This is a genomic window from Candidatus Omnitrophota bacterium (assembly GCA_041648975.1).
In the GTDB taxonomy this organism is placed as follows: Bacteria; Omnitrophota; Gorgyraeia; order 2-01-FULL-45-10; family 2-01-FULL-45-10; genus JAQUSE01.
Genome location: JBAZNZ010000003.1, coordinates 1 through 19,342, shown reverse-complemented (window position 1 = coordinate 19,342; position 19,342 = coordinate 1). Strand labels below are relative to the sequence as shown.

17 protein-coding genes are annotated in these 19,342 nt (G+C 47.8%); all 17 read right to left on the bottom strand.

The annotated features are described in order from the left end of the window. Positions 1-88: 88 nt before the first annotated feature. The 17 genes from WC592_01225 to WC592_01145 all read right to left on the bottom strand — a co-directional run bounded on the left by WC592_01225 (position 89) and on the right by WC592_01145 (position 19,230). On the bottom strand, positions 89-1,843 hold the full coding sequence (locus WC592_01225) for a hypothetical protein (protein ID MFA4981076.1): 1,755 nt from the start codon (positions 1,841-1,843) through the stop codon (positions 89-91). Between the two features lie 16 nt (positions 1,844-1,859). Beyond that, entirely contained in the window at positions 1,860-2,744 is an 885-nt protein-coding gene (locus tag WC592_01220; GenBank protein ID MFA4981075.1) for a glycosyltransferase family 2 protein, read from the bottom strand. Then, positions 2,737-4,170, bottom strand: a complete 1,434-nt coding sequence (locus tag WC592_01215) for a radical SAM protein (protein ID MFA4981074.1) — start codon at positions 4,168-4,170, stop codon at positions 2,737-2,739. The genes WC592_01220 and WC592_01215 overlap by 8 nt, the downstream gene beginning before the upstream one ends. Positions 4,171-4,177: 7 nt before the next feature. Continuing rightward, the gene (locus tag WC592_01210) at positions 4,178-5,122 is read right to left on the bottom strand and encodes a UDP-glucuronic acid decarboxylase family protein (protein MFA4981073.1); all 945 of its coding nucleotides are present in this window, start codon (positions 5,120-5,122) and stop codon (positions 4,178-4,180) included. Further along, on the bottom strand, positions 5,123-5,437 hold the full coding sequence (locus WC592_01205; GenBank protein ID MFA4981072.1) for a hypothetical protein: 315 nt from the start codon (positions 5,435-5,437) through the stop codon (positions 5,123-5,125). After that, positions 5,422-6,030 carry a hypothetical protein gene (locus WC592_01200; GenBank protein MFA4981071.1) on the bottom strand — a complete coding sequence of 203 codons (609 nt, stop codon included), beginning with the start codon at positions 6,028-6,030 and terminating at the stop codon, positions 5,422-5,424. Before WC592_01200 ends, WC592_01205 begins: the two co-directional genes overlap by 16 nt. Beyond that, positions 5,961-6,503: a hypothetical protein gene (locus WC592_01195; GenBank protein MFA4981070.1), complete on the bottom strand. Its 543-nt coding sequence runs from the start codon at positions 6,501-6,503 to the stop codon at positions 5,961-5,963. The genes WC592_01200 and WC592_01195 overlap by 70 nt, the downstream gene beginning before the upstream one ends. Before the next feature lie 2 nt (positions 6,504-6,505). After that, positions 6,506-7,453: an SDR family oxidoreductase gene (locus WC592_01190; protein MFA4981069.1), complete on the bottom strand. Its 948-nt coding sequence runs from the start codon at positions 7,451-7,453 to the stop codon at positions 6,506-6,508. Beyond that, the gene (locus tag WC592_01185) at positions 7,450-8,754 is read right to left on the bottom strand and encodes a nucleotide sugar dehydrogenase (GenBank protein ID MFA4981068.1); all 1,305 of its coding nucleotides are present in this window, start codon (positions 8,752-8,754) and stop codon (positions 7,450-7,452) included. The genes WC592_01190 and WC592_01185 overlap by 4 nt, the downstream gene beginning before the upstream one ends. Positions 8,755-8,856: 102 nt before the next feature. Next, a complete protein-coding gene (gene rfbD, locus WC592_01180) occupies positions 8,857-9,771 on the bottom strand; it encodes a dTDP-4-dehydrorhamnose reductase (GenBank protein MFA4981067.1) in 915 nt (304 codons plus the stop codon). Next, complete coding sequence (gene rfbB / locus WC592_01175; protein ID MFA4981066.1) at positions 9,747-10,727, bottom strand: dTDP-glucose 4,6-dehydratase; 981 nt, start codon at positions 10,725-10,727, stop codon at positions 9,747-9,749. The genes rfbD and rfbB overlap by 25 nt, the downstream gene beginning before the upstream one ends. A 4-nt stretch (positions 10,728-10,731) precedes the next feature. Then, positions 10,732-11,442 (bottom strand): sugar phosphate nucleotidyltransferase, encoded by a 711-nt coding sequence (locus WC592_01170; protein MFA4981065.1) that lies wholly within the window; start codon positions 11,440-11,442, stop codon positions 10,732-10,734. A 9-nt stretch (positions 11,443-11,451) separates the two neighbouring features. Beyond that, a complete protein-coding gene (locus WC592_01165) occupies positions 11,452-11,898 on the bottom strand; it encodes a dTDP-4-dehydrorhamnose 3,5-epimerase family protein (GenBank protein MFA4981064.1) in 447 nt (148 codons plus the stop codon). A 136-nt stretch (positions 11,899-12,034) separates the two neighbouring features. Then, a complete protein-coding gene (locus tag WC592_01160) occupies positions 12,035-13,330 on the bottom strand; it encodes a UDP-glucose/GDP-mannose dehydrogenase family protein (protein ID MFA4981063.1) in 1,296 nt (431 codons plus the stop codon). Between the two features lie 94 nt (positions 13,331-13,424). Beyond that, the gene (locus tag WC592_01155; protein MFA4981062.1) at positions 13,425-16,208 is read right to left on the bottom strand and encodes a tetratricopeptide repeat protein; all 2,784 of its coding nucleotides are present in this window, start codon (positions 16,206-16,208) and stop codon (positions 13,425-13,427) included. Positions 16,209-16,483: 275 nt separating this feature from the next. Continuing rightward, entirely contained in the window at positions 16,484-17,815 is a 1,332-nt protein-coding gene (locus WC592_01150) for a GGDEF domain-containing protein (protein ID MFA4981061.1), read from the bottom strand. Beyond that, positions 17,803-19,230, bottom strand: coding sequence for a sensor domain-containing diguanylate cyclase (locus tag WC592_01145; protein ID MFA4981060.1), 1,428 nt, complete (start codon positions 19,228-19,230; stop codon positions 17,803-17,805). Before WC592_01145 ends, WC592_01150 begins: the two co-directional genes overlap by 13 nt. Positions 19,231-19,342 lie beyond the last annotated feature (112 nt).

Below are 19,342 nucleotides of genomic sequence, written 5' to 3'. Positions count from 1 at the left end.
AGCTATTTATATAACTTGTTTGTTATCAATTAGATAGGGATATTGCGATGCATTATAAAGCGGGAGTGTTTATTTTATATTAAACGATTTAAATAATGTCGTAATCATCATTCCTCTTATATATATATGTTTTCGTGGCGGCGCTAGGCTCGCTTATTACCATATCTATATTGAAAGGCATCTTTGCCGGCGATATTATCGAATTGTAATAGTCATATTGTTTTTCGGAAAATGCCGCGATATATTCTATTCCAGGGCAGGATATATCGCCCAGAAAGCCCGACCTCCGATTAAGCCCTTTCCTTTTCATGCAATCCGCCAATCTATCTTTCTTCAATGTGAAAGCGGAAACCGGTAATAGATACATCACGCCTGCTTTATCCATTTGAACAGCGCGAAGGCCGTATTCCGGAGCGACATAGCTGTCCACCATTAATGTAAAAGGAGCGCCTCCGCTGTTATCTTTTAATATGTCGCTTATGACCAGCGAAGACCTTACATGCATCCTTTGGTGAAGTTGGATATTTTGCAACGCATATAAACCGCTTATTGTAATTATGAAAAAAAGCCCGCAAAATAAAGCGGCCTTTAAATACTTATTCAGGTTACCGGCGACTTCGAATATCCCTAAAGTACAAAATATCATGACAGCGGGTATCATAGGAAGGCTGAAATCGGGTATAGTGCCTGTCAGCGAGAGCGCCGCGAAGTAAAGGAGCGCGGAGAACAGGATAAAGCCGGACGCATATCGTATCTTAGCGGCTTTGCGGGCCGCGATGATCCCTATAATGAAAAAAGGCAGAAGATACCATTGATAAAAGATGGTGCTTGCGATAAAAAATGATTTTTTATAGTGCGGGATGCCAAACCGTGATTCTATGAGCCGAATCTTTGAGTAAAACTCCGGTTGCGTCTGCTCCATCTTTTCAAACAGGTTCCTGTCAAATCTAAGCGGCGCGTATACAGACTCCACTTTAAAATAATCGTCCATGGTAACGAGACCTTTAACGGCCACATTCTTCACGCGCTGGCTGTTATATTCTTTTCCCTTCGTTAAAAGGGTTCCTACGCCTTTTTTAGTCATATATATCTCAGAGGACAGGTATAAAAAAAGAATAAGGCATAATACCGCGATCACCGATAACCTGCCGCGGTAGCGTAGAAAGCCTTTAGCATACTCGGGCCATGGTATATTGCGGGATATAACGAAAACTCCGAGCGCACAAATGGCAACGACGGGAAGAAGCATTGTTTCTCTGTAAAAGAAGCCGATAAGCGCTATGATAAGTGAATCGAGGAACGCTCTTATGCTGCGGGTCTTCAAAAACACGACAAAACAGTAGCTTGCGGCTGTAAGAAAAGCCGTCTCCCCCATTCCCCGCCTCAAGGATATGGCGGTATCGAAAACAATGGGATGCAGTAAAAATAATATGCTTGATATTAACGCGTATCCCTCATTCTCGAATGTCAGATAAGCCAATTTATATATGAATACAGCCAGGAGTATGAGAAAAGCAAGATTCGTGAGGGCAAAGACAAATTCGTGATCAAGAGGAATAAAGCTTAATGGGTACAGGTAGGATAATTGGAGCGGCGTCCATACAAAAAGCGGTTCGGGGCCTACCTGGTAATGCGCATTATATTTTTTGACTATCCGCAGTATCCGGGCTGCGGAGAAAGATCTCGACGAGGCGATATCCTGTGTGATCTCTTTGGCCATTACCGCAAACATTCCGCGCGACGCGCCATCGGGATCTACAAGAACCGTCTTTTGCGAAGCATAAACTAAATTAGCCGCGATATAGCCAATGAGGAAAATAGGCAGGGCTCTTTTCCAGGACATATCTCTCTCTTATATTTTATTCGGTATCGGAATTCTTAAGATCAATCTTTCTCATAAGATCCGCTATCAGGCCGAGACCAAATACTATAAACGACGCAAGGAATGATTCTATTGCCAGGAGTGTGAGAAAATCCAGTCCCAAAAACGCGCACGCAACGACTGCTATGACCATAACGGCCCACAGGAAACCGCATAAAAGTATGAATATCTTTATAGGGTTATAATAGAGTATCGTCTCCACTATTATCTGGAGCGACCTTAAGGTATCTCTGAAATACCTTACCTTCGAAGCGCCCTTGCGTTTGTGGTATTCGATCGGCATATATTTTATGAAATACCCTCCCAGCGACATGGCCAGAGTGATGGTCGTGGTGAACGAAAACCCCAGGCATAACGTATTAAAGTATTTCATCACAACCTCTTTCTTAAAGATCCTGAACCCGGAATTGACGTCCGGGATGCGCCTGCCGCACGCGAATTCGCTCAGCCATAAAAAAACGAGCCTGGCCGGATACTTCAAGAGCGCGCCTTTATAATTATCTCCCGTCCTCGCTCCCACCACCATGTCATATTCGCCCATATTACGGAAGAGATCGCCTATGCTTCCGACGGGATAGGAACCGTCGCCGTCAAGCATTGCTATATACGGATATTTCGCCTTGAGAATGCCGTCCTTAATGGACCGCCCGTAACCCATGTTCTCCGGATGACGTATGATCCCGACCCTGTCTTTGTAGCTCTTCAGTATCTCGGCCGTAGAGTCCGCCGAACCGTCGTCCACAACTATTATCTCATACGGGATTTTTATATTCCCAAGTTCCGAAATGAGGGAATCCAAAACGGCCTTTATACCGCCCTCTTCATTAAACACCGGAACTATCACGCTCAAGGATCTATCCATGCGTCCTCCTAAAGTTTACGACAATACTACCCGCGAAATCGAAGAATGCTTTAATATACGCGAGAAGTTCGCCGTTCTTCACACCGGCGATAAAGCGCCTTAGTATATAACCCGGCCTGAAATAGAAGTTATTATGAGCGCGGTTATAGTACATCTCAAGGTCGCTCCAGCTGATATTCTCATGCTTATATATGCACCTCGGGGACTGCGCGAAATTATACTTGGTCCAATCCTCGGTCAGGAGCCTTCCGTCCCTCTTCAGTTTTTCAAACATTTCCGTCCCGGGGAGAGGAACGGTTATGGAGAATTTGGCGTAATCCAGGTCCAGGCTGCGGGCAAAGGCAATCGACTTTTCCACCGATGCGACCGTCTCTCCCGGGAGGCCTATCATAAAATAACCGTCTACTATCATCCCCGCTTCTTTCGCCCATTTTACGGCATTGTCAACCTGCTGAAGCGTTATCCCTTTCCTTATATTATCAAGAACAGACTGATCGCCGGATTCTATCCCGTAAGGCACCCTGTAACATCCGGCGCTCTTCATCTCGCGCAGAAGATCCCTCGATACCCTGTCTACCCTTACGCCGCCGCGTACATACCATGGGAAGTTAAGGCCTCGCTTCTTCACTTCGCTGCATATCGCAAAAGCCCTTTCCATGTCGGTCGTAAAACCGTCGTCTATAATGTGTATTTCCCTGTATCCGGATTTCAGGATGAATTCAGCCTCATCGACGACCCTTCCCGCGCTCTTCGCCCGAAACTTGTGTCCGAAAATGGATTTATTACAGTAGGAGCATCTCGAAAAACATCCCCTGCTCGTCTCGAGAGAGGCCACGGGATTTCTCCTTGCGGTAACCCTTGGATAGGTATACTTACCGGAATCGAACAGGTCCACGCCGGCATAGGGAAGCTTATCAAGGTTTTCTATATATGATTTCGGTTGATTTACCATTATACCGCCCTGCGCCTTATAGGCTACTCCGTCTATCCGGCTTAATGGAACATCCAGGGCTATCTCTTTCAACGAAAGATCCCCTTCTCTCAAGACGGCTACGTCAAACTTCGAATCTTTCAGCGTCTCTTCCGGCAGTATCGATACGTGGGGCCCGCCGCAGACCGTTATTATACCCGGGTCCGCGTCTTTTATTATTCCGGCCAAAATTTTCGCTATACCGGACAAAGGTGTTGTGAAAGTAACACCCGCAATATCCGGTTTAAATGAATTGATCTTGGATCTCAAGGTTGCTTCGGGGTCTTTAACGAGATTAAGGTCCAGTATCTCAACCCTGAAGGAGATTTCCCTGAGAGAAGCTGCGACACAGGCCAACCCCAGAGGCATTATGCCGGGGCTCACCATCGCCCTGACCATGGATCCGGAAAATATCTGGTAAAAATACGGAGGATTTATGAGAAGAATTTTTTTCATACATGTCTTAGCATGTCTTCGACTTAAAGAACTCAATGGTCCTGCCAAGGCCCTCTTCGATGCTTACCTTCGGCTGCCATCTCAATAGCCGGCGGGCCTTCCTTATATCCGGGCACCTGACCTTCGGATCGTCGACGGGTAATGTTCTGAATACCATCCTGCTTTTGCTTCCGGTAATCTTTATAACTATACGCGCAAGTTCCAAGAGAGTCATTTCACGGGGATTTCCTATATTAACAGGGTCATGCATAGACGACACCATGAGTTTGCAAATACCCTCTGTCAGGTCTGAAATATAGCAGAAGCTCCTGGTCTGCAAACCTGCGCCGTATACAGTGATAGGCTTATTATTAATAGCCTGTGTTATGAAATTCGGTATAACCCTTCCGTCTTCTTTCCTCATCCTTTCGCCGAATGTATTAAATATACGAACTATCTTGGTATCGACTCTATGTATCCTGTGATAGGCCATAGTTATAGCCTCCGCGAATCTCTTAGCCTCGTCATAGACGCCTCTCGGGCCGATGGTGTTCACGTGCCCCCAGTAAGTCTCGGGCTGAGGATTTACCATAGGGTCCCCATATATCTCGCTTGTGGACGCCAAAAGGAATTTGGCTCCTTTTGCTTTGGCAAGACCGAGCGCATTATGCGTACCCAGAGAGCCGACTTTCAGCGTTTGTATCGGATATTTTATGTAATCGACCGGGCTCGCGGGAGACGCAAAATGCAGTATATAATCGACCGGGCCCTTCACATCGATATATTTGGTAACGTTATGTTTTATAAATCTGCAGTTTTTATCACGCAGAAGGTGGGAGATGTTCTCCATGCCGCCGGTTATCAGGTTGTCCATGCATATGACTCTACACCCTTTGCGTATGTAACGTTCACAAAGATGCGATCCTATAAAACCTGCCCCTCCGGTGATAAGAACGCTTTTTGCTCTTTTCATTTAATATATCCTTTCACCGTCATTTTTATATATTTTCAGGTCGCGCAGTTTGAGAAGAGGCCTGAGCTTTTCATTGAAGAAAAACTGCAGTATGGTATCGTCCTCACCGACTCTTGAAAACGTAACGGTACTGCCCCAGTTTCCCGTACTATTTTCTACGATGTAGTAATATCTGGGGGACTGCGGTATTATTACCCTTTCGATCGCGACCTTGTTCTTCATCCGGTTATATATCTCGCCCGACCTGAATCCTATCCAGAAAAGCACAAGATATACAAGAAGGAATATTATGAGCCTCTTTATACTCTTTTCCATCTCACACCTCCGTAAATGATCCATAGAACAAAACAGACAAGGAACATCCTGGTGAAGTCCTTGGAAAGCGTAATAGAATAAACTAATTGCGTGGGCAGGAACAGCCCTATAATAAGAAATATCTTCGCCGGCGTTTCGCCGAAATGCCTGGCCGCTATCCTGAAGATGAAAAAGACGCAGGAGATGCTGAGGATGATATTAAAAATCCTCACAAAGATCGGGAAATACCCGAACAGGAAATATATGGCGCCTACGACATAAAGAAAAGCTCCTGTCTCGTTATCCACGACAGGAAGGCCTCCCTTGGTCCTTGCTATCGTTGCGGCAAGAAGTTCCCGGCTATGTGTGTCCTGCGGCGCCATGGCATCGGTGATCCGGAACGCGCTGTTGCCGTTCAACAAAATCTGTATATACCGGCCCATCGCCGAATAGAACCTGCCGTCCGGCAGAAGGATATCCCTGCCCGTAACAGATACGCCTATATCATATACGGAAGCGAATATGACCCGCAGCAGGAAAGCTATCAGAATAACTTTCTTGTAATCGAGTCTGTCAAACCAGCTATACCGATCGATATGTATATTAAGTCGCATACCATCCTGTGCCTCACCAGGGTTTCTACCACCGCATTCTTTACACACAAACCAAACATAGACACGATAAAAAATATTATCAGGAGCGGGACCTTCTTGAAATACCTTATCGAGCCGTATAAGAAAAACGGCAGGAGCAGGTAATGCAGGACTACCTGCGGGGTAAAAATACACAGGAATAGAGGTTGGAAGAACGAGTTTATGAAGACGTTCGACAATACCTGGTATGCCATGCCGTCCGTGAACCTGGTCCTGTAAAACGTAGAGTACGCTCCTTCGGGAAGAATAAAAAAAAGTCTAGCCGACGGATATATCTCTAATTTCTTAAAATGGTAATCGTACGCCATCTCTTCGACCTGTTTCACCGCCCCGCCCAGGCGCGACTTGAAATACGGGGATGACGAAAAAAATCCCAGCAAGACCACCAGCAGGAAGGAAAATACAACCAGAGATCTTTTAAGGATATGTGACATAGTTACCCTGTCCTTTTCGACCTCAGAAACCAGTCGATGGTAAGACGCAGGCCTTCGCTGAAAGGCACTATCTTTTTCGGCCGCAGCAAGCTCTTCATCTTAGATATGTCCGCATATGTAGTCCGGACATCTCCCCTTCTCTTGGGCGCGCGGATAGCTTTAATATCCGTGCCGAGGATCTCATTCAGCTCATTCACAATCTCGTTAACTGAAATGCTCGTACCGCATGCCACATTAAATACCTCTCCGGATATACCGGGCGTAACGCAGGCCCTTAAATTCGCTTCGACTACATTTGCCACATACGTAAAGTCCCTGGCCTGCTTGCCGTCCCACTCGACTACCGGAGGCTTCCCTTTCATCATCTGGAATATGAACATCGGTATGACGGCTGAATACTTCGACTCCGGATTCTGGCGTGGGCCGAATACGTTAAAATACCTGAGCGATACGGTCTCCAGCCCGAACGTCTTAGCAAAAGTGATGCAGTAGTTCTCAGCCGCCAGTTTCGATACGCCGTAAGGAGAGATCGGCGACGTAAGGTCCGACTCTCTCTGTGGAAAAGTCTTAGCGTCCCCATAAACCGAGCTTGAGGAAGCGTAGACGACCCTCTTCACCTTCGCCTTCTTCGCGGCCATGAGCAGGTTGAGCGTGCCGAATACGTTTATGTCATTAGTCGTGAACGGATCGTCAACCGATTTAGGGACTGAGCGAAGAGCCGCCTGATGGATTACAAAATCTATGCTTTTAAGAGCTTTGCCAAGCGCCCTCTTATCCCGTATATCACCTTTTACGAGCTCTATCCTGCCCATAAAAGGTTTTATATTCTCCATCTTCCCGGTGATGAAACTGTCGAGCACCCTTACCTTCGCCTTGCGCCTGACAAGCTCTTCTACTATATTCGATCCTATGAATCCGGCTCCGCCGGTAACCAGGTAACGCGCCATCATAACCTCACTATCTTGGTCCTGTCTTTCATGTTTTTCAATACGTTCCTCGTGTCTACCACGAGCCTCGAGTGCTTAAGCATAAATTTGTAATCCACGCTCGAATGGTCTGTGATTATGACGACACAATCCGCGTTCTCAAACGTATGCTTATCGAATTTAACGCACTTCAGATCCATATCGTCCATCTTCAAATACGGAAGATAGGGATCGTAATATGAAACGTTCGCGCCTTTCTGCTGTAAAATATGTATGATCTCCAGCGCCGGCGACTCTCGAAGGTCCTTTATGTCTTTCTTATAGGTAACTCCCATCACGAAAACGTTTGATCCTTTAAGCGCCTTTTTATGGTCGTTAAGCCCGCTTGTTACCTTTTCGATCACATAATGCGGCATAAGTGAATTCACGTGGGACGCCAGGTCTATGAACCTGGCTTCAAAACCATGCCCCCTGGCTTTCCACGATAGATATATCGGATCCACGGGAATACAATGGCCGCCGACGCCGGGTCCGGGATAGAAGGGCATAAAACCGTAAGGCTTTGTCCTGGCCGCCTCGATTACCTCCCATACATCGATTCCCAGCTTATCGCACATGAGCATCAACTCGTTCACCATTCCTATGTTCACTATCCTGAACGTGTTCTCCAGCAGTTTCACCATCTCCGCAACTTTGCAGGACGACACAGGGATGATCGTCTCTATCACCTGTTCATACAATATCTTCGTTATTCGCGTAGATTCTTCGGATATGCCGCCGATTATCTTAGGGGTATTCTCGGTCTTATATTTGGCGTTGCCCGGGTCTATCCTTTCCGGCGAGAACGCCAGATAAAAATCCTTTCCTTCCTTAAAGTCTTTCGACTCCAGGACAGGCAGCATGACCTCCTCGGTAGTGCCCGGATATGTCGTAGATTCCAGCACGACTATCTGGCCGCGTTTCATATGGCGTTTTATGTTCTCGACGGCCGACACTATGTATGAGACGTCCGGCTCTTTCGTCTTATTGAGCGGAGTAGGGACGCATATTATAACGGCGTCCAGCTTTTTAATGACACTGAAGTCCGCGGTCGCGGTCAGCTTGCCGCTCTTCTGGGCCTTTGCGACATCTGAGGCCGGCACGTCCAATATGTACGACTCGCCCCTCTTCAGCCTGTCCACCCTCTTCTTATCTATATCTATACCGTATGTCTCAAATCCGCCTTTAGCGAAGACGACGGCAAGCGGCAGTCCTACATAACCGAGCCCTATTATGCCTATCTTCGCCTTTTTGCTTAGAATCTTCTTCTCAAGTCCCTTGAACATACTCTATCTCCATTTAGGTTACGTAATGTTACGAAAGTTAGTGAAGGTTACGTAAAGTTACAAAAATCAACCTTACGTAACCTTAATTAACCTTCTCTACCCTTACGTAACATTTGCAGTCATATAGTCCCTTAACGCTTCCTTCCATCCACGCATCCGGTAATCCGTAAACACCCTGAACTTTGAATTATCCAGCACAGACATAGCCGGCCTTTTCGCCGGCCTGTCTAATTCTTCCGAAGAGATCGGCGCCACTTTTATCTTCAAACCGGCTGACCTTATTATCTCTTTCGCGTAATCGCACCAGGAGACGCTGCCGGAATTTGACACGTGATATGTTCCATAATCCGCAATTTCTAATCCGCTACCAGTGAACATCTTGTCCAACAGCGCATGCAGCGCCTTAGCCAGGTCTTTCGTATATGTAGGCGATCCGGACTGGTCATCGACCACTTTCAACGTTTGCCCGGCTTTCGCTTTCAAGAGAATGGTATCCACAAAATTCTTGCCATGCCCTCCGTAAAGCCAGCTCGTTCGGACGATAAAATACCTCTTTATAGCCTTTTTCACGGCCTCTTCGCCTTTAAGCTTCGAATCACCGTAAACACTCAATGGGCTGACTTTATCCGACTCTTTGTAAGGCTCCTTCTTCTTCCCATCAAACACAAAATCGGTGCTTATGTAAATGAGCGATGCGTTAATCTTTTTACATCCGAGCGCCACATTCCAAGTCCCCTCGGAATTTATTTTATAAGCTTTATCTTTATTGGTTTCACATTCGTCTACATCCGTCATTGCGGCAGTATGGATGACAATATCAGGCCTTACTTCCGTAACAACATCGAGAACAACCTTTTCGTCCGTTATGTCGCATTCCTTAAAACTATGGACTATGGACTGTGGACTGTGGACTATATCCGCTCCCACCACCTCACAGCCCCCGCCCAATTCCTGTGAAAGATCGATCCCGAGCATCCCGCTTGAGCCGGTTATCAGTATTTGATGTTTTTTCTGCATTTAACCAATCGCTTCCACCAGCTGACATTCTTCTTATACCATCCCACGGCCAATTCAAGAGCGGACCTGAAATCATGCCTGGGATACCAACCGAGGTCTTTCATCTTCGTTATGTCTAGAGAATACCTCTTATCGTGCCCGGGCCTGTCCTTTACAAATTTGATGAGGCTCCTGTCCTTGCAGAGGATATCCAGGATAATATGCGTGAGTTCCAGGTTAGTGATCTCGGCTCCCGCTCCGATATTATAGGCCTGGCCAGGATGGCCCTTATGCATGACGATATCGATGCCTTCACAGTTATCCTCTACAAATAGCCAGTCCCTTACATTCATGCCGTCCGCGTAAAGAGGGACTTTTTTGTCCTCCAGCGCATTGGTAATGAAAAGCGGTATGACCTTTTCAGGATACTGGTACGGACCGAAGTTGTTGGAGCTGCGCGTCACTATTACCGGCACGCCGAATGTCGTATAATACGACCTGGCGAGGAGATCCCCGGACGCCTTGGTCGCAGAATAAGGACTGTTAGGCTTCATAGCGTCTTCTTCTCTGAACGAGCCTTTTGCTATACTGCCGTACACCTCGTCGGTGGAGATCTGGATGAATAACTCTGTCTTGAATTTCTTAGCCGCCTCAAGAAGAGTGTACGTTCCGAAGACATTGGTCTTGATAAAAGCGGCGGCGTCGTCTATCGACCTGTCGACATGGGTCTCTGCGGCGAAGTTCACGATAACATCACAATTCTTAACCAACCTCTCCATAAGTTTGGGATTGGCTATATCGCCTTTTACGAATTCATAATTCTTATGTTTCGCTATGCCTTTAAGGTTTGCCGGATTACCGCAATAGGTGAGTTTATCGAGGTTGATGATATGATAGTCTTTGTATTTATCGAGGATATAGCGGATGAAATTGGAGCCGATGAATCCCGCGCCGCCTGTGATCAGCAGTCTTCTCATAGGATTATCCCGCAACCAGGTTATTCGCCCTTAAGAGCGAATCGAACGTGCCTGAATCGGTCCACCATCCCTCGAGTACGCTGTACGCGAGCTCTCCCTTTTTGAGATATGCATTATTCACGTCGGTTATCTCAAGCTCGCCCCTGCCTGATGGCTTTAGAGTCTTTATGATATCGAATACCCTGTTGTCATACATATAGATCCCTGTTACGGCGTAATCGGATTTAGGCCTCCTGGGCTTCTCCTCTATCGAGACGATCTTCTGCCCTTTCATCTCCGCTACGCCGAACCTTTCGGGGTCTTCGACTTTCTTGAGCAGTATCCTCGCGCCTCTCGGCTGCTTCATGAATTCGGTCACAGGCCTCTTTATATCCTTTTCTATTATATTGTCGCCGAGCATCACGACTATCCTGTCGTTATCGGCAAAATGGCGGGCGAGCCTCAATGCGTCCGCTATGCCGCCTTCGCCTTCCTGGTAAGTGTAATTGATAGCTTTAAGCCCGAATTCCTCGCCGTTGCCGAGCAGTCTCAAGAATTCACCGGCGTGCTGGCCTCCGGTGACTATCAATATATCTTTTATGCCCGCGGCGACCAGCGTCCGGATAGGGTAATATATCATCGGTTTGCTGTATATAGGCAATAGGTGCTTGTTCGTTATCTTAGTCAGAGGATATAAACGCTTTCCCAGGCCGCCTGCCAGTATCACGCCTTTCAGTCCCATACGTTATCTCCTCCAGTCATACGGTATATCGTTATCATAAGGATCGAGTCTGAATTCATCAGGCTTCTCCCGGTCATATGCCCTCGTAACGGTATTGATGACAAAAGCCTCCGTATCGCTTACGCATTTGAATCCGTGATAAATAAGTTTCGGTATGGTGACTAGCATCGGCTCATCCAGGCTTATGATAAATTCGTTCACCTCTTTGTAGGTGGGCGACTTCTTTCTGGCGTCATAAAGGGCGAGCCTCATCTTTCCCTGGACGCAGGTGAAGTTGTCGTCCTGCTTCTTATGGTAATGCCATGCCTTGACGACCCCGGGGAAGGCTGTAGTCATATAGACCTGGCCAAATTTCGTAAATGCCCCGTCGTCGGATCTCAATATCTCCATGAGACGCCCGCGGTCGTCGGGGATAACCTTCAGTCTTTTGACTTTTACGCCGTGTATCATAATGCCAAACCCTCAAAATATGTTACGTAATGTTAGAGAAAGTTAATTAAGGTTACGTAAGGTTACTGCACTTTTATAACATTACGTAACCTTCACTAACCTTACGTAACATTACGCAACCTTATTTAATCTACGTTTATCTACGCCCGATCCCTGTATATTTAAACCCCATCTTCTTGATCTCGGCGGGGTTGTAGATATTCCTTCCGTCAACGATTATCGGCTGCCTCATCAATCTCTTTATCTTATTGAAATCCAGTTCCTTGAATTCATTCCATTCGGTCACGACTACAAGGCAGTCGCTGCCCTCCGCCGTAGAATAGGCGTCCTTGCAGAATTTCACGTCTTTGCCGAACACCTTTTTCATCCTGGCCATGGCAACAGGATCGTACGCCTTTACACGGGCCTTCTCCTTAAGAAGCGAGGCGATTATATCGAGGGAAGGCGCATACCTTATATCGTCGGTATCCGGCTTGAAAGAGAGCCCTAATATGCCCACCGTCTTGCCGGCAAGGTTCCATAAAGCGTCCTCTATCTTCTCCATCAGGACCTTCTTCTGGTGGTCATTCACCACTTGGACCTGTTTCAATATCCCGAAATCATACCCGAGCTTTTCCGATATCCTTATGAAGGCGGACAGGTCTTTCGGGAAACAGAATCCTCCGAACCCGATCCCGGCTGTCAGGAACTTCTCGCCGATCCTCTTGTCCATGCCCATCCCTTTGGCGACCTCGGATATATCGGCGCCGACCTTATCGCATATATTGGCTATTGAATTGATAAAAGATATCTTTGCGGCAAGAAAAGAGTTTGAGGCGTGTTTAATCAGTTCGGCGCTCTTTATGTCCGTCAGGACGATCTGCGCGTTGAGAGGTTTGTAGAGCTCTAAGAGCATTTCGCGGGCCTTCTTCGAGGCGGCCCCAATGACTATCCTGTCCGGATGCATGAAATCATTTATGGCGGAGCCTTCCCTTAAGAATTCCGGGTTTGAAGCGACGTCAAATTTCACATTCTTTTTATTCGCTACATCCACTATATGACCGATCCATTCGCCCGTATTGACCGGCACGGTAGATTTTTCAACAATAAGCCTGTACGAAGGCATTGAAAAAGCTATATCCCTGGCAACGTTCTCGACAAAGCTCAGATCCGCCTCACCATTATCTCTGGGGGGAGTGCCCACGCAGATAAAGATGATATCGGACTTTTTAACGGTCTCTTTCAGATCCGCCGTAAAAGAGAGCCTGCCTTCTTTATTGTTCCGCCTGATCATCTCCTCCAAACCTGGTTCATATATAGGGATATCGCCTTTGCGCAAGCGCTTAATCTTGGATTCATCACTATCCATGCATATTACCGTATTGCCAAGATCGGCCAAGCATGCGCCGGTAACAAGCCCCACATACCCGGAACCGATTATCCCTAATCTCATATTGACCCCTTCCTGTCTAATATATAGATATGGTTAAAATTATATCATAATATAATTATTGGTAACAAGTTAAATTTAGGCGGGTTCAGGTCCGTTATTGAGCACCTGTCGAACCAAATCGGGGCCTGGAATATGTGCGTTTCAGGCCAATTGAATATTCCGGGAAAGCCTTCAGCTTCATGACGAACCAGACACTCTGGTCCCCCATATCCTTTATATTATAGGTAAGTTCGGCTATCCAGCAGTGGAGGTCCCTATCGATAGTGTATTCCTGCTCTTCGAAAGAGGCCTTTTCCGCGTTGTATCTTCCATAAGCGCGGAACTTCCACTTTTCATTTATCTTATAATTCCCGTCAAACGTGACCAGGTTAGTCCTGCCGGTGCCCGCATTCTCATACCTGTGCCCTATAGCGACGGACCATTTATCGTCTCTATGCACTACCAGGTCTATGCTCTCGGTCTGGACGTCGTACTTTTTGGTATTGATGCTCATCTTGGAGAGAAGATACGCCCAGCTGTAAGGGATAAGTTCGAGCTCGAGGTCTACGGTCTTGAATTTCTCGTAATAGGTCGCCAGGCTGTGTTTTTTCAGCCTGAACGCATAATCGGTGCTGATTATCAGCGTTGCCAGGTCGACCGATTTCATCTGGTCACCTTCCAGCCTTTTCGTCTGGAGCCTGTTCTCAACGGCAAATCTTATCCCGTTCTGTTTATCGCGCGCGTCGATCTCATCGAATTGTATAAGATTATCCGGCGAGATCGTCGGCTGGTGCGTAAAATAGTAATTTGCCGTCGGAGTGATTATATGCCTTAGCTTATTAATATCGAGGCCGAGCACGTTGGTCTCAACGTCGTATATCTTATAAAATTTTATCGAATTGTCCACGCCGGCGTTGAAGACAGTCCTTACCTGGTTCGTCGTTCCCCACTTGTTCCTGGAATAATATGTATTCTCTATGCCGCCGTAAGGGGTCACGCTCAAAGCCTTGAAAAATCTCGCCGCGTAAGAGAGCTGGTTATTCACATCCACCCTCACCGAGCCTATGTCTTTCTGCCACGAACTTGTGCCGGTATTATCATACGTCTGATTAAGATACCCGGCGCTGGCTTTCGCCTGATAATATATGGGGAGATCCTTTATTATCCTGTTGTTCGGTATGTCTATGCTGTATTCCGGCAGGCGTTCGACGACGCTGTTGAAATCGTCAAAACGCTTCCTCAAAAGAAACTGCGTCGAAAAGTCCGTCTTCTGGGTAATAACAGATATATAGCTGTCCGGCCTGTCCCCGAGCTCCTCGTATTCATTATAGAAGTAATCTTTTATGAAATTCCTGTCACTCAATTTATTGAATTCGACTAAAGCGGCCGTATCCTCTTCTATATCCCAACGATGCCTTAACTGGACGCGGTATTTAGATCTCTTTTCGCCCATATCTCTGTAAACCAGGTAATTTTCATAAGTATAATAGAACTTTACGGCGCCATTGCCTACTCTTTTGGTATCGTAGTAGTGATTTATACCCATCCCCAACCCCTTCTTCGACCTGTAATCCAGAAGGATGTCGCCGCGGTTGAGATCGTCGAGGTAATATCTGATCGAAGTGAGCGCGTAGTATCCCCACTCCTTGCTCTCTCCGGGTATGACCGTAACATGGGTCTTCCCCTGATTCAACGGCTGCACATAGTAAGGCATGTAAAGGACGGGTATATTGCCGGCGAATAACAATATGTGTTTGGCCACGACCTTATCGTCCAGATATATCTTCACTTCCCGGGACTGGACGCGATAGTGGGGTTTATCGAGGTTACAGGTCGTGAAATAGCCCCTCTCCATATTGACCTGTTCCTTGTTGGCGAGCTTATCGACTTGTTGGGCCCTGCCGTAGAACGGCTTGGCGTCGACATACCCGTCGACGATAGACCCTTTTCTCGTATCGAAATTATACGATATCCTGTCGCCTGTCATGTAGGCGTCTTTTTGGGTTACCTTAACGTTACCGGAAGCTTCGCCTTCCCTCGTATCGAGATGGACCGTTATCCGGTCGCAAGTGAGAACTACGTCTTTATATGTTATTGAGATATTGCCGGTCCCGACGACTTCCTGTTTTTCCTGGAAGTACTCGACTCTATCTCCGTTGACGACGATGGGTTCTTTAGCCCCAAATTCCGGCCCTGCGGATACCGGAGGGGTTACGGCAGGCTCAGGTTCGGAGGGCGGAAGCTTATCCTCTTCTATGACGGCTTCCGGAGCCGGCTCTTCTGTGCGGACCGGCGGCTCGCCCTCTTCTTCTACAGCGGCCTTCGGCTCCTCGGGTTTCGGCTCTTCAGCCTTCAACTCTTCGGGTTTCTCGGCTTGAGGCGCTTCACGCGCGGAGGGCTCTTCCTGGGGCTTTTTCTCCTCGGCAAGGCGGACTTGCTCAAGCTTCGCTTTGCGCTCCTCCTCTTTCCGGACAAGCTCTTCCCGGCGCTGCCTCTCCTGTTCAAGCCCGGCGTCTTCTATCTTTTTAGCCTCAAGCTCTTTAAGCCGCGCTCCCTCTTCTTTTGTAACGGCGGCCTTTGATTTTGTCTCTAATCGTTTCTTTGCGGAGTTCAGGAGGTTTGTCACATTTTTATCATTCGGGTCGATCTCCAGCGCCTTTTCCCACAGTTCAACGGCCTTATCATACATCTTTGCGTCATAGTAGATCCTGCCTGCGCGGACACGGTCCTCTTTGATCCTGATCGCCCTGTAATCGTATTCGTTCTTATTGGAGGCGGCTGCGGATACATCCGGGGCCTGGATAGCGAGGGAAAGGCAAAAGAGCGCAACGATCAGAACAGTGCGCGCTGATAGTGAACCATGATCTATAACCGGCACATTGTTATTTTTTAGGAACACTCTGCCAATCCTTTTAGACTCTAACCTGGTTAGAATTGTCCTTTTAACCTGCTTCCATGGTAAATTTTCTTCGCCCAGCCATAGAAGATTCCCCCGAGGCGTTCGTGCTTAAGCGGGGCGTCGAAAATCGCGAGCGGGCACGGTTTTTTGCCATAATTATTCTATGCGCAAAAAGAGCGAGCGATTTTCCGAGCGAAATTTTCACGCTGGGAAAATTTCGCGTCCCCGCGAAGCACAACGCCGAGAGGGGAATTTTCCCGATAGGGCGAAAAAATTTAATTCTCACTATTATACTCTTTTTTATATTCATATACAACATTTTTGCCGGCTCTTTTCGCCCTATAGAGCGCCGCGTCGGCTTTTTCTATCAGATCGTCCACCTCGACGGAATCATCGGGATAAGCCGCTATACCGATGCTTATCGTTATGTTCAATTTTTCGTCATACGCCCTGAATACCTTCTCGGCGACTTTTTTCCGTATCCTCTCGGCCACAAGCCTCGCCCCTTCTATGCCTGTCTCCGGAAGGACGAGCGCAAACTCTTCGCCGCCGTACCTGCAGGCCAGGTCTATCTCCCTGACGCTCCCTTTTATCAGGTCTCCCAGCTCCTTCAATATGACGTCCCCGACCAGATGGCCGTAAGTATCGTTGGTATGCTTGAAATCATCTATATCGGCCATAATAAAGGCAAATTTGAATTTATACCTGCCGGATCTCTGCATCTCCTCGGTCGCCCTCTCGTAAAAATATTGCCGGACATAGAGACCCGTAAGGGAATCCGTCATGGCCAGTTTTTCAACCGTCTCATAAAGGAAGACCTTCTTTATTTCAAGAGTAAATTGCGTCGCTAGTATGAAGAACCTGGCCAGATCCGACCTGGGCATATTCTCGACCGTCAATATGGCCACCGGATTCTTCCCGAACAACAGCGGAAAGGCCGTAAAGCTCTCTATCTCCGGGTCTTTTATTCCTATCGCTGCGAAGACCTCTTCATCGTCCGGCCTCGACAGGAATATCTCTACCGGCTTATCTACAAAGAATTCTATGATCTTCTGGTAATCAAACCCCTCGCCGGAATCGTTCTCCCGGCCGTCGCGGCGCGCGCTGAATCTCTTATACAGGCGCGCGGCCGGAGCGTCCCGGTCAAGTATAAGGAGCTCGCACCGCCTGAACTGGAAGTTCTCTTTCAGGTAAGCGCTGAATACGCCGAATATGTCACTGAATTTAAGTTTTTCCGACATCTTCTTGGTTATCTCATAAAAGCTTACTGTGGCCTGCTCCTTATCCTTTATCGAGGCTTCCAGGGCGACCAGTTTGTCAAGTTTCTCCAGAAGGTCTTTTTTCACGGCTTCTTCATTTGCGTATTCCGCGCGCAACCCCTGAGCGTCATCCTCAATTATTTTTTTATAGAACAGGGCGCATGCCTGCATACAATTGAAGACAAGGATAACAAGGAACGCGCTTAAGCCGTCCGCCTTAAATAGAAATACGGATACAGGATAGAGAAAGAGCCACAACGACGCGGCCAGGATAAGCGAAACCCTGTCCGAGCACAGGTAGCTAAGAGGCGCAAGACACATGAGCAGTATACTGATCAAGACGAGCAAACGCGGTCCCTCCCTCCGGCCTTCGCTTTATAAAGGCGTTCATCCGCTTTTCCGATAAGCTCCTGCTGTGACATGCCGTCCTCCGGATAACTGGAGAGGCCTATAGAAACGGTTATGTTCGTCGCATGCCGCCGCAGCGTGAGAGGCTCTTTTCTTATCAGCTTCCTGAGATTTTCGGCTTCCGTCGCGGCCTCTTTCCTGCTCCTTCCGCAAAGAAGAACGACTATCTCCTCTCCGCCGTACCTTGCCACTATATCGCCCTCCCGCGCCAGAGACCCTATGACTTTCGCAAGGTGTTTCAGGACAAGGTCGCCGGCCGCATGGCCGTACTTATCGTTGTAGTCCTTAAAATAGTCTATGTCGAGCATCAGTATGGAGAGCTTCCCTTTCCTGATGGCCGACCGCTTCATCTCCTCCTGGAACCGTTCAAGGAAATAACGGCGGATGGCGAGCCCTGTCAGCCCGTCTTTTATGGCGTACTCCTGGGTCTTAGCGTAAAGGAGCGCATTCTGTATGACGACCGCGCCTAAATTGGCTATTATATCCAGGAGGCGAAGGTCATCCTGTTTAAAAACGCGGTCGCGCCCGGCGTCCATCCTGAAAAGGCCTATGACCTTGTCCTCGCTTATGAGCGGCACAGCTATGAGAGAGCGGAATACGCCTTTCGCCCGTTCGACGTTATCAGCGGAGAACCTGAAATCTTTCGTTATATCCTCTATCAATAGGGACTTCCTGCTCCTCAATACCCACATATCAAACGTATCGCCCGTTTTCGTCAGTATGGGCAGGCTGCCGTCGGAAGCCACCAGCTTCAGCGCCTGTTTTTCTGTATCGACCAGGAATAAAAGGGCCCTGCCGCCGGGGTTTATTATCTTCTTAGCCTTTTCGATCATATTTTTGGTTATATCGTCGAGAGACAGGAGGGTGCTAAGGCTTTCGACGACGCTTTCAAGGGTAGAGTACCTCTCAAGCCTGTCTTCAAGCGCCTTTATACCGTCCCGGCGCTCGGCCGTTTCATGAGATAATATGTTGACGTCTTCGCCCAGTTTTTCCAATTTCAGCTTATGCGATGCGGCGGCATTCAAACCCTTGCTGGAACATATATAGCCGAGATAGGTGGTCGCGAGGAACGTCAGCATATAGACGGAATACCAGTGAGCGCCTTCCCGCAGCATCAGCCACAGGACCGCTATAAAGGAAAGGGCTGTCATCACGGCGCCTCCGGCGATCCCGAAAGCCAGCCAGGACAATAGTATGGCGATATTAAACGCGGATATTGCGGAAGCGGCGAGATTTACATTAAGAGGCGCGCCGGGCATTACGTTCGAGGCGAGCCTTGACAGCAGATATGCCAGGGATATGAAGAGTGCTATGGACAGAATTCCGGAGCCGGCTTTTTTAGAGAGAGGAGTCATCCTGTAGCGTCTAGATGATCGTTTTGTCCGTATCTTTGTCAAAAAAATGGATCTTAGACATATCGAAGACCAGGTCTATGTCCTGGTTGATGGCCGGCTTATTATGGCCGCC

Bases quoted from the DNA above. Each gene is read 5' to 3' on its own strand.
- WC592_01225 (MFA4981076.1), bottom strand. From the start codon at position 1,843: ATGTCCTGGAAAAGAGCCCTGCCTATTTTCCTCATTGGCTATATCGCG.
- WC592_01220 (MFA4981075.1), bottom strand. From the start codon at position 2,744: ATGGATAGATCCTTGAGCGTGATAGTTCCGGTGTTTAATGAAGAGGGC.
- WC592_01215 (MFA4981074.1), bottom strand. From the start codon at position 4,170: ATGAAAAAAATTCTTCTCATAAATCCTCCGTATTTTTACCAGATATTT.
- WC592_01210 (MFA4981073.1), bottom strand. From the start codon at position 5,122: ATGAAAAGAGCAAAAAGCGTTCTTATCACCGGAGGGGCAGGTTTTATA.
- WC592_01205 (MFA4981072.1), bottom strand. From the start codon at position 5,437: ATGGAAAAGAGTATAAAGAGGCTCATAATATTCCTTCTTGTATATCTT.
- WC592_01200 (MFA4981071.1), bottom strand. From the start codon at position 6,030: ATGCGACTTAATATACATATCGATCGGTATAGCTGGTTTGACAGACTC.
- WC592_01195 (MFA4981070.1), bottom strand. From the start codon at position 6,503: ATGTCACATATCCTTAAAAGATCTCTGGTTGTATTTTCCTTCCTGCTG.
- WC592_01190 (MFA4981069.1), bottom strand. From the start codon at position 7,453: ATGATGGCGCGTTACCTGGTTACCGGCGGAGCCGGATTCATAGGATCG.
- WC592_01185 (MFA4981068.1), bottom strand. From the start codon at position 8,754: ATGTTCAAGGGACTTGAGAAGAAGATTCTAAGCAAAAAGGCGAAGATA.
- rfbD (MFA4981067.1), bottom strand. From the start codon at position 9,771: ATGCAGAAAAAACATCAAATACTGATAACCGGCTCAAGCGGGATGCTC.
- rfbB (MFA4981066.1), bottom strand. From the start codon at position 10,727: ATGAGAAGACTGCTGATCACAGGCGGCGCGGGATTCATCGGCTCCAAT.
- WC592_01165 (MFA4981064.1), bottom strand. From the start codon at position 11,898: ATGATACACGGCGTAAAAGTCAAAAGACTGAAGGTTATCCCCGACGAC.
- WC592_01160 (MFA4981063.1), bottom strand. From the start codon at position 13,330: ATGAGATTAGGGATAATCGGTTCCGGGTATGTGGGGCTTGTTACCGGC.
- WC592_01145 (MFA4981060.1), bottom strand. From the start codon at position 19,230: ATGACTCCTCTCTCTAAAAAAGCCGGCTCCGGAATTCTGTCCATAGCA.